Source organism: Microlunatus sagamiharensis, assembly GCF_900105785.1.
In the GTDB taxonomy this organism is placed as follows: domain Bacteria; phylum Actinomycetota; class Actinomycetes; order Propionibacteriales; family Propionibacteriaceae; genus Microlunatus; species Microlunatus sagamiharensis.
The window spans coordinates 4,203,852-4,216,928 of the sequence record NZ_LT629799.1; the positions used below are offsets into that span (position 1 = coordinate 4,203,852).

Consider the following 13,077-nt stretch of genomic DNA (forward strand, 5'->3'; position numbering starts at 1 on the left):
AGCCTCGTCCCCGCCGCCCGGTCCCGGGAAGGGCTCGCGGGCGTGCGGGGACGGGGGTCGGAGCAGGCCGAGACCCCGGTCGTACGCGACCGGGCCGCGGGTCGTCCCGCGGAGGTCAGAGCGCCCGGAGCGTCGCGGGCGCGAGGCCGATGCGGTAGCGCACGGCGGTGAAGGGCCAGTCCCCGAGGAGCCAGTCGCCCACCACCTGGGTGAGCGGGCCGTCCAGCTCGGCGCGGTCCGCCCGCACCCACGAGAGGACCCGCACGGCGAGCGGCTCACGCGTCGGCTTGAGATAGACGCAGCCGACCAGGGTGCCCTCGAGGTGGTCGAGGACCGCGTACGCGAGGTCGACGCGGCGGGCCGAGCGGTCCGCGTGGCTCACCAGGTCGGCGAGGTTCTCCTCCAGGGTCATCCCGGCCGCGGGCGGCCAGTGCCCGCCGAAGCCCTCGGCGATCCCGGGCGTCGCCCGGACGTGCTCGATGCTCGAGGTCCAGGCGGCGTGGTCGGCCTCGTTGTGCTGCGGACCGAGGAGCTCCAGCCGGAGGCCGCGGGCGCGGTGGACGGCCGGGACCTCGAAGCCGGCCGGGACGATCGTCATCGTCGGAGCCTAGGCTCGCGTCAGAGCGCGTACACCGTCACGGCGGTGGCCTTGACCGCGAGGAAGACGTCGCGGCCGGGGTAGAGGTCGAGCTCGCCGACGGACGCCGGCGTGACGCTGGCGGTGATCGGCTCGCCCGACGTCGTCACCGTGCTGACGCGCACCGCGTCGCCGGCCGGCACGAGCTCGCCGACCCGCGCCGGCAGGACCGTGCGTGGGCTGCCGTGCGGTGCGTCGACGAAGACCGAGACGGCGTTCGGGGCGAACACGGCGGCCGCGGCGGTCCCCGGGGTGAGGCCCGAGGTGCCGGCGCCGACGTGCAGGCCGGCCGGGGTGGTGACGCCGACCGGGTCGACCGTGCCGAGCACCAGGTTGAGCCCGGCGAGGCGGGCGGCGAAGGTCGTGCGCGGGTGGCGCAGCACCTCGGCCGTGGGCCCGGCCTCCACGACCCGGCCGCCCTCGAGGACGACGACCCGGTCGCTCAGCAGCAGGGCGTCGAGCAGGTCGTGGGTGACCAGCACGCTCGTGCGCCCGACCAGCACCTGCCGCAGCACCCGGCGCACGAGCGGGGCCAGGGTCACGTCGAGGGCGGCGAGCGGCTCGTCGAGGAGCAGCAGCCGCGGGTCGGTGGCCACCGCGCGGGCCACGGCCACGCGCTGGGCCTGCCCGCCGGAGAGCTGGGCGGGCCGGCGGGGCGCCAGGTCCTCGGCCTCGACGTCGGCCAGGCAGCGCCGCGCAAGCTGCTCGGCCTCGCGCCGCCCGACCCCCGCCGCCCGCGGGCCGAAGGCCACGTTGGCGAGGACGTCCAGGTGCGGGAAGAGCAGCGGGTCCTGGGCGAGCAGGCCGACGCGGCGCCGGTGCGGCGGCGGCCAGTGCCCGGAGCCGAGGTCGAAGAGCGGCTCCCCGTCGAGCTCGGCGTGTCCGGAGTCGGGTCGCAGCGTCCCGGCCAGCACGGCGAGCAGGGTGGACTTGCCGGCGCCGTTCGGGCCGAGAACGGCGAGCCGCTCGTCCTCGCCGACCTCGAGGGTGACGTCGAGGCCGCGGGCGGCGACCTGCGCGGACAGGTGGAGACCCACGTCAGAGCACCCGCTGCCCGGGGCGTCCGGCGGCGAGGCCGACGACGGCGACCGCGACGGCGACGAGGACGAGGGAGAGCGCCACGGCCGTGCCGGCGTCGGTCTCGCGCTGGAGGTAGATCTCGAGCGGCAGCGTGCGGGTGACGCCCTGCAGGCTCCCGGCGAAGGTGAGCGTCGCCCCGAACTCGCCGAGCGAGCGGGCGAAGGCGAGCACCGAGCCGGAGACCAGCCCGGGCAGCACGAGCGGCAGCGTGACGCGGCGCAGCACGAGTGTCGGGCGCCCGCCGAGCGTGGCGGCCACGGTCTCGTAGCGCTGCCCGACCGCCCGGAGCGTGCCCTCGAGGCTGACCACGAGGACGGGCAGGGAGACGAACGCCTGGGCGAGCACGACCGCGGTGGTCGAGAAGGCGACCTGCACGCCGAGGACCTCGAGCGTGCGGCCCAGCAGCCCCCGCCGCCCGAACGTGTAGAGCAGCGCGATGCCGCCGACGACCGGCGGCAGGACGAGCGGCAGCAGCATCAGCGAGCGGACCGCGCGCTGCCCGGGGAAGGACGTGCGGGCGAGCACGAGCGCCATCGGCACCCCCAGCACGAGGCAGAGCACGGTCGACGCGAGGGAGGTGCGCAGGCTGAGCCCGAGCGCGTCGAGCGACGCCGGGCTGGTGACCAGCGACCCGAAACGCGACCAGTCGACCCGCGTGCCCATCGCCACGAGGGGCAGCACGACGAAGAGCGCCCCGAGGGCGGCGGGGGCGTACACCCAGCGGGGGAGGGTGCTCCTCACCCGGCGAGCGTACGGAACGGGTGCCGGCTCACGGCTGGGCGAAGCCGGCGTCGGCGAGGACCTGCCGGCCCTCGGAGCCGGTGACCAGCGCCACGAACTGCCCGGCGAGCTCCGACTGCCGGCTGGCCGCCAGCGTCGCGATCGGGTACGTGTTCACGGCCTCCTTCGACTCCTCGAAGGGGATGCCGAGGACCTTGTCGCCCGCGCCCTTGACGTCGGTGACGTAGACCAGGCCGGCGTCGGCCTCTCCGGAGGTGACCTTGCCGAGCACGTCGGTGACGGCGTTCTCCTCGCTGACGGGCTTGATGTCGGTCCCCGTCGCGGTCTCGACCTTCTGCGCGGCGGCGCCGCAGGGCACCTGGGGCGCGCACACGACGACCTTCACCCCCGACCTCGTCAGGTCCGCGAACGACGCGATCTTCGCCGGGTTGTCCGGCGGGACCGCGATCTCGAGGGTGTTGGTGGCGAAGTTCGTCGGACTCCCGGCGATCAGGCCGTCGGCGGCCGCCTTCGCCATGTTGTTGGTGTCCGCGGACGCGAAGACGTCGGCGGGCGCGCCCTGCTGGAGCTGCGTCACCAGGTCGGAGGACCCGGCGAAGCTGAAGGTGACCTTCGTGCCCGGGTGCGCCGCCTCGAAGCGCTGCCCGATCGTGGTGAACGTCGACTTCAGGGACGCGGCGGCGAACACGGTCAGCGTCTGGTCGGACGCCGAGGAGGCCGGTGCTGCAGCGGGGCTGGACGCGCCGGCCTCACCGGTCGAGCTCCCGCAGGCGGCGAGCAGCAGGGTCGCGGTGGCCGCCGCGGCGGCGGCGGTCAGCGTCGTACGGGTCATCAGCTCTCCTGCGGCTTGCGGTCGGAGGGGGTCTCGACGATCACGGTGGTGGCCTTCACGACGGCGACGGCGACGGAACCGGGCTCCAGGCCCAGCTCGCCGACGGCCTCGCTGCTCATCAGCGACACGACGCGGAAGGGGCCGCACTGCAGCTCGACCTGGGCCATCACCGTGTCGGTGATGACCTCGGTGACGAGGCCGACGAAGCGGTTGCGGGCGGAGCGGTCGACCCGCGAGGGGTCGGCCACGGGGTTGGCGTGCTCGCGCGCGAACTCGGCGAGGGCGCGTCCGTCGACCACCTTGCGGTTGCTCGCGTCGGTCTCCACCGGCAGCGTCCCGGCCTCGATCCAGCGGCGGACGGTGTCGTCGCTGACGCTCAGGAACTGCGCGGCGTCACGAATCCTGATCTTCGGCACACGGAGCAGCGTACGTGAGCAGGTGCGGGCCTGCCGACCGCGTTGATCCGCACGAGCGGAAACGTCCGCTCGGTCCGCGTGCGGCCCCCCGATGAGCCGGGGGTGTTGACGTGGTCCCATCCGCTTGACGCAGGTCCCCACGACGACGGAGGACGACCATGATCACCGGCTCGAACGCGTTCCACGGCTTCTCGGTGGACGACATCCCGACCGCCCGCGCCTTCTACGCCGACACCCTCGGGCTGGAGGTGACCGAGGAGAACGGGATGCTCTGGCTGCACCTCGCCCAGGGCACCCGCACGCTGCTCTACCCGAAGGCCGACCACGTGCCGGCGACGTACACGGTCCTGAACTTCGGCGTCCCGGACGTGGACGCCGCGGTCGACGAGCTCGTCGGGCGCGGGGTGCGCTTCGAGCGCTACCCGGGCGTGGAGGACCCCAAGGGCATCCAGCGCGGGTGGGGCCCGACGATCGCGTGGTTCACCGACCCCGCCGGGAACGTCCTCTCGGTGATCGAGGACGCGTCGAGCCGGCGGTGAGCGGCCGGTCCCAGGCCACGGCGGCGACGACGGGTCCACTCCGGTCCGGGTCGGGACCCGGACCGGGCTGGCAGGTCGGGCACCACCACGTGCGACGGCGCTCGGCGTCGCCGGGCACCTCGTCGACGACCTGGACCACGGTGCCGCAGCGCAGGCACGCCTTGCCCGCCCGGCCCGCGACCCAGTGCGAGCGACCGTCGCGGGTGTCGCCCGTCGTCACCTGGTAGGCGCCGGGCACGAGGGCCGAGTGGCGCAGGCACCGCCGCGAGAGGGCCACGAGCGCCGGCACGTCGAGCTCGCCGACCGGGGTCCACGGGCTCGTGCCGCGCAGGAAGCACAGCTCGTTGACCCACAGGTTGCCGAGCCCGGCGAGATTGCGCTGGTCGAGCAGCGCGGCCGCGACGGGACGCCCGGGCGCCGACTCGAGGCGGCGGACGGCCTCGGGCGCGTCCCAGTCCTCGCGCAGCGGGTCCGGGCCGAGGTGGCCGATCGCGTCGGCCTCGCGGGAGGTGGGCAGCACCTCCACGACCGGCAGGTCGAGGCCGTACGCCGTCGAGCCGCTGTCGAGCTCCAGCAGCACCCGCACCGCGTCCATGAGCCGGGTCGGCAGCCGCTTGCCCGGCCCCACCACCGTCCAGCTGCCCGTCATCTTGAGGTGCGTGTGCAACGTCAGCGCCTCGTTCTCCCGGCTGCGCAGCCGGGTGAGCTGGTGCTTGCCGTGCGTGACGATCTCGGTGATCGCGGCGCCGGCCAGGTCGAGCGTGGCGAGGGCGGGCACGCGCAGCTCGGCGCGCGCGACCTGCCGCCCGACGAGCGCGGGACGCAGCTTGCGCGCGAGCACGTAGATGCTGTCTCCCTCGGGCACGTCCCCAGTGTCCCCGGAGCGCACTAGCCTCAGCACGTGACGGTCGCGGCGGTGCTCCCGGGCGCGGCCCCGGTGCGTCTCGCGCCCGGGCCGGCGCTGCTGCGCCGGCTGCCGAGGCCGCTGACGCTCGGCCTGTGCCTCGCCCTGCTGCTCACGGCCGGCGGTGTGGTCCTCGCCCGGGTCGCCCCGCAGGACGCCGACGTGGCGCTGTTCAGCGGGACGGTCGGGGTGGGCGCGGACGGCGCGCTGGTGCAGGTCGCGGGCGTCGACGGGACGGCCGGCGCCGCGGTGGTGCCCGGTACGCGGGTGCTCGAGGGTCCGGGCAGCGCCCAGGGTGTGGCCGACGAGCAGGCCTGGCTCGACGCCGGGACCGTGCCCGTCGTCCCCGGGCTGGGCGCCGACGCCGACCTCGTCCGCGGTGCGCTGCTCGACCTGCACGCGCTGACGCAGACCCACGGGGTGCCCGTCGCCGGCTGGACCGGGGCGTGGCGCTACGTCTGGCCGCGCGACGCCGCCTTCGCCGCCGTCGCCTTCGCCCGCACCGGCCACCTCGACGACGCGGAGCGGGTGCTCGACTTCCTCGGCCGCGTGCAGCCGGCCTCCGGCGTCTTCCAGGCGCGCTACCTGCCCGACGGCAGCGGCGTGCCCGACGACCGCGGCGCTCAGCTCGACGGCGTCGGCTGGGCGCTGTGGGCGACCGCGGGGGTCGCCGAGGTGCTGCCGCCGGGGCAGCGGGCGGCGTTCGTCGCCCGGCACCGCGCGCTCGTCGACCGCTCCACGGAGGCGGCGCTGTCCGCGACGGCCGGGTCGAGCGGGTTGCCGCCCGCCTCGCCGGACTACTGGGAGGTGCCCGAGCGGCGCACGACCCTGGCCACGGCGGCGGTGCTGCGGGCCGGCCTCGAGGCGTCCGCCCGGCTCGCGACGTGGTCGGGCGACGCGACCGGCGCCGACCGCGCGAGCACGGGGGAGCAGCGCCTCGGTGACGCGATCACCCGCGACTTCGCCGGGCGGGGCTACCCGCGCCGGCTGGGGGGACGGGCCGGCAGCGTCGACCTCGGCGTCGCCTTCCTGCTGCCGCCCTTCTCCGCGAGCCGCGACGAGACGGCGTACGCACGGTTCGAGCAGGCGCCCCCGCTCCTCGCGCGCCCGGCCGGCGGCCTCGCCCCGGGCGGCTCGTGGAAGCGCGACGGCATCAGCTGGACCCCGACGACCGCGACCTGGGCGCTCGTGGCCGCGGCCAGCGGCGACCCCGACCAGGCGCTCGAGCGGCTGCGGTGGCTCGCCGAGCACCGCACGGCGGAGGGTTCGCTGCCGGAGAAGGTGCTGGCCGACGGGCGGCCCGCGGCCGTCGCGCCGCTGGCCTGGACCGCCGCCGCCGTCGTCCTGGCGGCGGACGAGCTGGCCCGCGGGCCGGTGGGGAGCTCGACGGCGGAGGTCAGCGGGCGCTGACGATGCCCCAGACGAGCAGCAGGACGAGGGCGGCGACGCCGGCCACGGCCAGCAGCACGACGACGTCGGGGCCGCCCTTGTCGTCCGTCGGCTTCTTGACCACCGGCGGGAGCCCGCGGCGGGCGCGGTGCAGGTCGCGCCGACGCTCGTAGTCGTGCTCCACGGCCTTGCGGGGGTCGCGGTGGCCGTCCAGCTGGGCGGGGCCGGCGACGTACAGCAGGTTGAACACGACCAGCGTCCGGAAGCGGTACCAGAGCCCGAAGCGGTCCTCGGCCGGGATGTCGTCCTGGGTGCGTGCCATAACAGTTAGGGTACGAACTGTTGGCGTCCGCGTAAAGTTCGGCGGGTGGCGGCAGCAGAGCAGCGGACCGGGGTCGAGGCCGACCCGCTGGCCCTCGAGCGACAGGTGTGCTTCGCGCTGGCCGTGGCCGCGCGCAGCGTGATCGGGGTCTACCGGCCGATCCTCGAGCGGCTGGGCCTGACGCACCCGCAGTACCTGGTGATGCTCGCCCTCTGGGAGGACTCGCCGCTCTCGGCCACCGAGATCGGACGGCTGCTGCAGCTCGACCTGCCCACCCTCTCGCCGCTGCTCAAACGGCTGGAGGCCCTCGGGCTCGTCGACCGCCGCCGCAACCCCGACGACGAGCGCAGCCTGCGGGTGACGCTGACCGAGCAGGGACTCGCGCTGCGCGAGGAGGCGCTCGCGGTCCCGGGGGCGGTGATGGAGCAGCTCGAGATCACCGAGGAGGACGCCGTCGCCCTGCACGCGGCGCTCGTCCCCCTGATCGGGAAGAGTCGGGCCGCGCTCGCCCACCGGACGGGCGCTGAGCGACCCACCGGCTGAGAATCGGCTGTCACCCGAGCCCCTGGATCGTTCACCGGGAAGGGCCTGGGTAACAGTGGTGTGACGCCGCGCAGACCCCGTGCGGCACCGCACGTCAGGAGGAAGCCATGAGCACCGTCACCAGCAGTGTCGAGGTCGACGTCCCCGTCAGCACGGCCTACAACCAGTGGACCCAGTTCGAGTCGTTCCCGCAGTTCATGGACGGGGTGGAGTCGATCACCCAGGGCACCGACACGGCCAACCACTGGAAGGTGAAGGTCGGCGGCGTCGAGCGCGAGTTCGACACCCAGATCACCGAGCAGACCCCCGACCAGGTCATCGCCTGGCGCTCGACCGGCGGTGACACCGGCGGCCACTCCGGCCGCGTCGTCTTCACCTCGCTCGGCGCCGACCGCACCAAGGTCGACGTGGAGCTCGGCTGGGAGCCCGAGGGCATCGTCGAGAAGGCCGGCGCCGCGCTCGGCTTCGACCAGCGCCAGGTCGACAAGTCCACGCGTGACTTCAAGACCTTCATCGAGTCGCGCGGTGCCGCCACGGGCGAGTGGCGCGGCGACGTCAGCGGCGGCACGGCCTGAGTCGCACCCGCAGCACGACCGACGCCCCGGACCCCTCGAGGTCCGGGGCGTCAGTGCGTCCGGGCGTCCTCGGTCCCGCGGGCGGGAGCCGCTCAGCGGGCCCGGCGGGCGACGAGCGCGCCCAGCGGGTGCGAGCCGGCCTCGTGGCGCCGGTGGTCCTCGACGACGTCGAGGCCGGCCGCCGCCAGGGGACCGCTGAGCGCGTCGACCGACCAGAAGTACGCGGTGGTGACCGCGTGGTCGAAGGGCTCGCCGGGCGGGCCGGCGAAGTAGCCGAGCAGCAGGCTCCCGCCCGGCGCCAGCACCCGGCCGAGCTCGGCGAGCGCGGCGGGCAGCCGGGCCGGCTCGAGGTGGATGGTGGAGTACCAGGCGAGGACGCCGCCGACCGCGCCGTCGCGCAGCGGCAACGCCTCGAGCGACGCGCGGGCGAGGAGCAGCCCGGGCTGCGTGGCCCGGGCGTGGTCGAGGAAGGCGGTCGACACGTCCGCGCCGAGCACCGTCCGGTCGCCGTCGCGCAGCAGGCCGCCCCAGGTGCCGGGTCCGCAGCCCGCGTCCAGCAGGGCCCCGGTGGTCGTGCCGCGCCAGCGGGCGACGAGGGCGTGGTCGACCTCGGCCAGGTCGGCGAGGTCGCCGAACCGCGCCACGTACTCCTCGGCACGCGCGTCGTACGCGCGACCCACCGCCTCGCTCAGCCGGGGATGCTCCCACCCGCGCCGGGCGGGGCCGCGCTCCTCAGCGCAGCGGCGTGGTGAGCCCCAGCGGGTCGTAGAGGCAGGCGTCGCGGGCGGCCAGCACGGCCCCGGCCGCGACGGGCGGCTCGGCCTCGTCGGTGACGAGGATGCGGGTGTCGGCGTACGGGCCCTCGTGCACGCGGGCCCGCAGCTGGCGGTCGAGCGCCGGCAGCAGGAAGGGGGCCAGCCGACCGAGGTAGCCGCCGAGGACGACCGCGTGCGGGTTCACCGAGCCCACGACGTCGTCGACCGCGCGGCCGAGGGCGGACCCGGCCTTCTCGAGGGCCTCGACCACCCGGGTGTCACCCGCGTTGGCCGCGTCCACGAGCAGCGACAGGGCCGCGTCGGGGTCGGTGACGACGAGCTCGGCCGCGGCCTCCTCGTCGTGGAGCCCGGCCTGGACCAGCAGCTCCTGGACGCGGATCACCGAGTTGAGGCAGCCGTGACGCCCGCACCAGCACCGGGTGCCGTCGAGCTGCACGTGGAGGTGGGCCAGGTCGCCCGCGCCGCCGCCGGCGCCGCGGAAGATCTCGCCGTTCACGACGAGGGCGCTGCCGACCTCGCTGACGCCGCCGAAGTACGCGGCCACCGTGGACGACGCGTCGCTCAGCAGGCTGCGGGCGGCGAAGAGGCCGGCGAGGTGGAAGTCGGAGGAGAGCCCGACGCTGACGTCGGGCAGCCCGGCGTCGGCCAGCGCGGAGCGCACGGCCTTGCCGACGCCCACCCCGTCCCAGCCGAGGGCGCGCGAGGAGACCGACTGGCCGTCGGTGGCGACGTAGCCCGGGACGGCGATCTCGACGGCGACGAGCTGCTGACCCTCGGGCACGTTCGGGAGCTGCGCGACGATGACGTCGGCCAGCACGGCCGCGCCGTCGTGGTGCTCGGCGAAGACCGCCTCGGCGGTCTCCTGCCACAGATCGGTGCCGCCGACGGTGGCGCCGCGGACGTGGACGCGCTCGACCTCGACGTGCACGCCCATGACGCACCACGGCTCGCCGTCGAGGGCGATCGGGCGGGTGGGCCGGCCGGCACCGGGACGGCGGATCGGGTCGAGCTCGGCGACGAGGCGGCGGGCCCGGAGGTCGCCCACCAGGTCGGTCATCGTGGACACGCCCAGCCCGCACCCGCGGGCGGTGTCGTGCCGGCTGCTGGCACCGTGGTCGCGGAGGAACCGGAGGATCGCGGTGAGGTTGCTCTGCCGCAGCTCCCCCGAGCCGCCGCCGCGCGAGAGGCCGTCCTTGAACCCCGTCGCCTCGGCCATACGTATCCCTGCCATGAGATTGAACTTTAACCGTTGAAACAGAAACGGACGGCTGTTGGGAAACCCTGTGTGAATCTTGACGGAACCCGAACCTGGCAACGCTTTTCTCCCGTCAGCCCGGTCGGTCGTGCGCGAGACGTCTCGCGCACCGGAACCCCTGGTCACAGCCCGATAACGACAAATCCACGCCTGGTCTGAGAGCCCACGGTCCTGATGCTCGGCCTCCTCTCAGACTGTCTCACGTCCGCGACCCGCGGCGTGCGGAGCGGTGCGGGAGCCCGCACGGGACGACCCGCACCCGCCCGCACCGCCCGCACCCACCGACCCATCGCGTCGACCCCGGCCGGCCGGCGGCCCCCGATCCTCGTCGCCGGCCGTGCCGTTCGGTCCCCGCCACTAGGGTTCTCGTGCGCCGGCGCCGGACCGGCCCTGCAGCAGGGAGCCCGCCCCCGTGACCGTCCTCGGTTCCGACCTCGACACCGCCGACGTGCCCGACGCCTTCACCGAGGCCGCGTCACGCTACGACCGGATGGTGTCGCTGAACCCGGGCTACCACCGCCACCTGCGCTCCGCCGCGGACGCGCTGCTGGAGACCCTCGACACGCACCGGCCCCTGCGCCTGGTCGACCTGGGCTGCGGCTCCGGCGCCTCCACCCGCGCGCTGCTCGCCGTCGCCCGGCGCCTGCGGGCCACGGTGCGCGTGACCGGGGTGGACGCCTCGGCCGGGATGCTCGAGCAGGCCCGGGCGAAGCGCTGGCCCGAGGGCGTCGACTTCCGCGAGGGCCTGGCCCAGGACCTCGGGGTGCACCGGGCCGCCTGGGGCCTCGAGGCCCCGGTGGACGGCGTCCTGGCCGCGTACCTCTTCCGCAACGTCGCCGAGCGCGACGAGGCGCTGGCCGACGTCGCCGACCTCGTCGCCGACGGCGGGACGCTCGTCGTGCAGGAGTACTCGGTCGCCGGCTCGCCCGTCGCCACGGCGATCTGGACCGTGGTGTCGTGGGCCGTCGTCATCCCGCTGAGCTGGATCACCTCCCGCCAGACCCGGCTCTACCGCTACCTGTGGCGCAGCGTGCTCGAGTTCGACTCCGTGCAGACCTTCGTCGACCGGTTGTACGCGGCCGGCTTCGTCGACGTCGAGGTCCGGACGGTCCCGGGCTGGCAGCAGGGCATCCTCCACACGTTCCGCGCGCGGAAGCCTGCGTGACCTCGTCCCGCCCCTGCACCTCCTGAAGGGCCCGTTCGACCCCTGACCCGGTCCGAGGGCCTGGTCCACGCCCCCGAGCCTGTCGAAGGGCCCCGGAGTGGTCGGTGCTCCTCCGTACCGTCAGGGTGCGTGGACGCGCTTGGCGGCCCGGTGCAGGCGGGACGCAGAAGGCCCCGGAGGACCGGCACCCGGTACGGCTCGGGGCCGGCCTCTCCGAGGCCTGTCGTCAGCTCAGGGGGCGTACCCCCGGTCGGTCAGCCCTTCGCGGGCGTCTTGAGGCCCAGCGCGCGGGCGATGGTGAAGTGCAGGTCGGTCTGGTCGGTCAGGCCGACGACGTTCGCGGCCTGCGGGCCGTAGCCGGCGATGCGCACCTGGGTGCCGGTGTGCTCCTGGCTGCCACCCTCGGGCGCGGTGCCGTAGCTCAGCGTCATCGGGGCCTGGTCGGCGGTCTCCAGGGTGACGGTGAGGCCCGGCGTGCTCGTGCCGGTCTCGACGATCTGGCTCGTGTGGCCGTGGTCGGCCGTCACGAACACGCTCGTGTTGCCGTCGCGCTTGGCGAAGTCGAGGGCGACCTTGACCGCCTGGTCGAAGGCGACGGTCTCACCGATCTGGCCGCAGGCGTTCGCGGCGTGGTCCTGCTTGTCGATGCTCGCGCCCTCGACCTGGAGGAAGAAGCCCTTCTTGTTCTTCAGCAGGTCGATCGACTTCTGCGTCATCGCGGCGAGCTGCGGCTGGGTGGCCGGCAGGTCCGGGTTCGGGGTGCAGCGCACCGCGTCCTTCGTCGCGCCGTCCTTGGTCGCAGCCGGCCCGGCCCACTGCACGGGGAGGTTGCCCGAGGCGAAGAGGCCGAGGACCGGCTTCTTCTGGTCGGCCTTCTTGATCGCGGCCAGCTCGGCGTCGGTGCGCACGACCTGGTAGCCGCGCACCTGGGCCTGCTGCGCCAGCGTCAGGTCCTTGAAGCGACCGGCGGTGGCCGTCTCGGCGAAGGTCTTCTCACCGCCGCCCATGGTGATGTCGGCGCGCGTCTTCAGCAGCTGCTCGGTGATCGAGCCGGCGCCGCCGTTCTCGAGGGCGTTGGTCGGGCAGGTCTTGGTGGTGGCGACGGGGCCGTAGCAGGAGCGGGCCGTCACGTGCGCGCCCTCGACGGCGGGCGTCGCGTCCTGGATCTCGGAGGTGGTGATGTTGCCCGTCTTGAGGCCGCGCTTCTTGGCGAGCTCGAGCAGGGAGACCTGCCGCTCACCCTTCACGTCGACGGAGATGGCGCCGTTGTAGGTCTTGGTGCCGGTCGCCCAGCCGCTCCCGCTGGCCGCGGAGTCGGTGACGTAGTCGGGCCGCCCGGTCTCCTGGTCCAGCGAGAACGTCGTGTACTGCCCCGTCAGCGGGAGCCCGTCGATGCCGGGGAAGCGGCCGTCGGCGCCGAACTGGTAGTTGCGCGCCGAGGTGATCTCGGAGTCGCCCATGCCGTCGCCGATCAGCAGGATCACGTTCTTGGCCTTGCCGCCCTCGACGGCGTTGCGCACCTTCTTCGTCTGGTCGCCGTCCAGGCGGGTGGCACCGCCGTGCGTGGCGAGCTGGGCCGGCGACGTCACGGCGGGACCGGCGACGGCGACGCCGGCGGTGAAGGCGAGGCCGGTGGTGGCCAGGCCCACGACGAGCGCGCGTGCGCCCGGCCGCGGGAGGGAGAGCTTGGGCATGAGGTGCCCCTTCGTCTGGACGCTCCTGCCCCGTGCAGGAGACGCATAGCGATCTGATCCACCGGCGCAGAACGCGAGGTGAACGCCGGGTGAACCCCCGGGCCCGATCGGCGCAACACTGAGAGCGCGCTGTCACGCGCCTGTGGTGACGCTGTCGATCACCGGGACCGGCCGACCCGGCGCGGGTGATCTTGGGCAGACTCAGATCA

15 protein-coding genes are annotated in these 13,077 nt (G+C 74.8%); 5 read left to right on the forward strand and 10 right to left on the reverse strand.

Annotation, left to right across the window (positions count from 1 at the left end; translation table 11 throughout):
* Window positions 1–115: 115 nt before the first annotated feature.
* Genes BLU42_RS19485 through BLU42_RS19505 form a run of 5 tightly spaced genes read right to left on the reverse strand, consistent with a single transcriptional unit; the run spans window position 116 to window position 3,706 of the window.
* Window positions 116–598 carry a twin-arginine translocation pathway signal protein gene (locus tag BLU42_RS19485; protein ID WP_091078438.1) on the reverse strand — a complete coding sequence of 161 codons (483 nt, stop codon included), beginning with the start codon at window positions 596–598 and terminating at the stop codon, window positions 116–118.
* Between the two features lie 20 nt (window positions 599–618).
* Window positions 619–1,674 (reverse strand): sulfate/molybdate ABC transporter ATP-binding protein, encoded by a 1,056-nt coding sequence (locus BLU42_RS19490; RefSeq protein ID WP_091078441.1) that lies wholly within the window; start codon window positions 1,672–1,674, stop codon window positions 619–621.
* Window position 1,675: 1 nt separating this feature from the next.
* On the reverse strand, window positions 1,676–2,458 hold the full coding sequence (locus tag BLU42_RS19495; protein WP_231918344.1) for an ABC transporter permease: 783 nt from the start codon (window positions 2,456–2,458) through the stop codon (window positions 1,676–1,678).
* A 28-nt stretch (window positions 2,459–2,486) separates the two neighbouring features.
* Window positions 2,487–3,290 carry a molybdate ABC transporter substrate-binding protein gene (gene modA, locus BLU42_RS19500; RefSeq protein ID WP_091078445.1) on the reverse strand — a complete coding sequence of 268 codons (804 nt, stop codon included), beginning with the start codon at window positions 3,288–3,290 and terminating at the stop codon, window positions 2,487–2,489.
* Window positions 3,290–3,706, reverse strand: a complete 417-nt coding sequence (locus tag BLU42_RS19505; protein WP_091078448.1) for a TOBE domain-containing protein — start codon at window positions 3,704–3,706, stop codon at window positions 3,290–3,292. Before BLU42_RS19505 ends, modA begins: the two co-directional genes overlap by 1 nt.
* A gap of 158 nt (window positions 3,707–3,864) precedes the next feature.
* Between BLU42_RS19505 and BLU42_RS19510 the strand changes: the two genes are divergently transcribed.
* Complete coding sequence (locus BLU42_RS19510; protein WP_091078452.1) at window positions 3,865–4,245, forward strand: VOC family protein; 381 nt, start codon at window positions 3,865–3,867, stop codon at window positions 4,243–4,245.
* On the opposite strand, the gene BLU42_RS19515 is transcribed toward BLU42_RS19510, so the two are convergent.
* Window positions 4,187–5,110, reverse strand: coding sequence for a DNA-formamidopyrimidine glycosylase family protein (locus BLU42_RS19515; RefSeq protein WP_091078455.1), 924 nt, complete (start codon window positions 5,108–5,110; stop codon window positions 4,187–4,189). The two genes, BLU42_RS19510 and BLU42_RS19515, sit on opposite strands and share 59 nt — an antisense overlap.
* Window positions 5,111–5,146: 36 nt before the next feature.
* On the opposite strand from BLU42_RS19515, the gene BLU42_RS19520 reads away from it, so the two are divergent.
* Entirely contained in the window at window positions 5,147–6,559 is a 1,413-nt protein-coding gene (locus tag BLU42_RS19520; RefSeq protein ID WP_091078458.1) for a glycoside hydrolase family 15 protein, read from the forward strand.
* Here the strand turns inward: BLU42_RS19520 and BLU42_RS19525 are convergent.
* Window positions 6,546–6,860 (reverse strand): hypothetical protein, encoded by a 315-nt coding sequence (locus tag BLU42_RS19525; RefSeq protein WP_091078461.1) that lies wholly within the window; start codon window positions 6,858–6,860, stop codon window positions 6,546–6,548. The two genes, BLU42_RS19520 and BLU42_RS19525, sit on opposite strands and share 14 nt — an antisense overlap.
* A 45-nt stretch (window positions 6,861–6,905) precedes the next feature.
* On the opposite strand from BLU42_RS19525, the gene BLU42_RS19530 reads away from it, so the two are divergent.
* Both BLU42_RS19530 and BLU42_RS19535 read left to right on the forward strand, forming a co-directional pair.
* Entirely contained in the window at window positions 6,906–7,403 is a 498-nt protein-coding gene (locus BLU42_RS19530) for a MarR family winged helix-turn-helix transcriptional regulator (RefSeq protein WP_091078465.1), read from the forward strand.
* 107 nt (window positions 7,404–7,510) lie between these two features.
* Window positions 7,511–7,978 carry an SRPBCC family protein gene (locus tag BLU42_RS19535; RefSeq protein ID WP_091078468.1) on the forward strand — a complete coding sequence of 156 codons (468 nt, stop codon included), beginning with the start codon at window positions 7,511–7,513 and terminating at the stop codon, window positions 7,976–7,978.
* Window positions 7,979–8,070: 92 nt separating this feature from the next.
* Here BLU42_RS19535 and BLU42_RS19540 read toward each other — a convergent pair whose 3' ends face one another.
* Window positions 8,071–8,658, reverse strand: coding sequence for a class I SAM-dependent methyltransferase (locus BLU42_RS19540; RefSeq protein WP_197680532.1), 588 nt, complete (start codon window positions 8,656–8,658; stop codon window positions 8,071–8,073).
* 52 nt (window positions 8,659–8,710) lie between these two features.
* On the reverse strand, window positions 8,711–9,985 hold the full coding sequence (locus BLU42_RS19545; protein WP_091078475.1) for an ROK family protein: 1,275 nt from the start codon (window positions 9,983–9,985) through the stop codon (window positions 8,711–8,713).
* A gap of 436 nt (window positions 9,986–10,421) precedes the next feature.
* Between BLU42_RS19545 and BLU42_RS19550 the strand changes: the two genes are divergently transcribed.
* Window positions 10,422–11,174: a class I SAM-dependent methyltransferase gene (locus BLU42_RS19550; protein ID WP_091078477.1), complete on the forward strand. Its 753-nt coding sequence runs from the start codon at window positions 10,422–10,424 to the stop codon at window positions 11,172–11,174.
* Window positions 11,175–11,428: 254 nt separating this feature from the next.
* Here the strand turns inward: BLU42_RS19550 and phoA are convergent, their stop codons facing one another.
* Window positions 11,429–12,868 carry an alkaline phosphatase gene (gene phoA, locus BLU42_RS19555; protein WP_091078481.1) on the reverse strand — a complete coding sequence of 480 codons (1,440 nt, stop codon included), beginning with the start codon at window positions 12,866–12,868 and terminating at the stop codon, window positions 11,429–11,431.
* Between the last annotated feature and the right edge of the window lie 209 nt (window positions 12,869–13,077).

Coding starts and splice junctions, on each gene's coding strand:
- phoA (WP_091078481.1), bottom strand. CDS start 12,868: ATGCCCAAGCTCTCCCTCCCGCGGCCGGGCGCACGCGCGCTCGTCGTG.
- BLU42_RS19510 (WP_091078452.1), top strand. CDS start 3,865: ATGATCACCGGCTCGAACGCGTTCCACGGCTTCTCGGTGGACGACATC.
- modA (WP_091078445.1), bottom strand. CDS start 3,290: ATGACCCGTACGACGCTGACCGCCGCCGCCGCGGCGGCCACCGCGACC.
- BLU42_RS19485 (WP_091078438.1), bottom strand. CDS start 598: ATGACGATCGTCCCGGCCGGCTTCGAGGTCCCGGCCGTCCACCGCGCC.
- BLU42_RS19525 (WP_091078461.1), bottom strand. CDS start 6,860: ATGGCACGCACCCAGGACGACATCCCGGCCGAGGACCGCTTCGGGCTC.
- BLU42_RS19535 (WP_091078468.1), top strand. CDS start 7,511: ATGAGCACCGTCACCAGCAGTGTCGAGGTCGACGTCCCCGTCAGCACG.
- BLU42_RS19545 (WP_091078475.1), bottom strand. CDS start 9,985: ATGGCAGGGATACGTATGGCCGAGGCGACGGGGTTCAAGGACGGCCTC.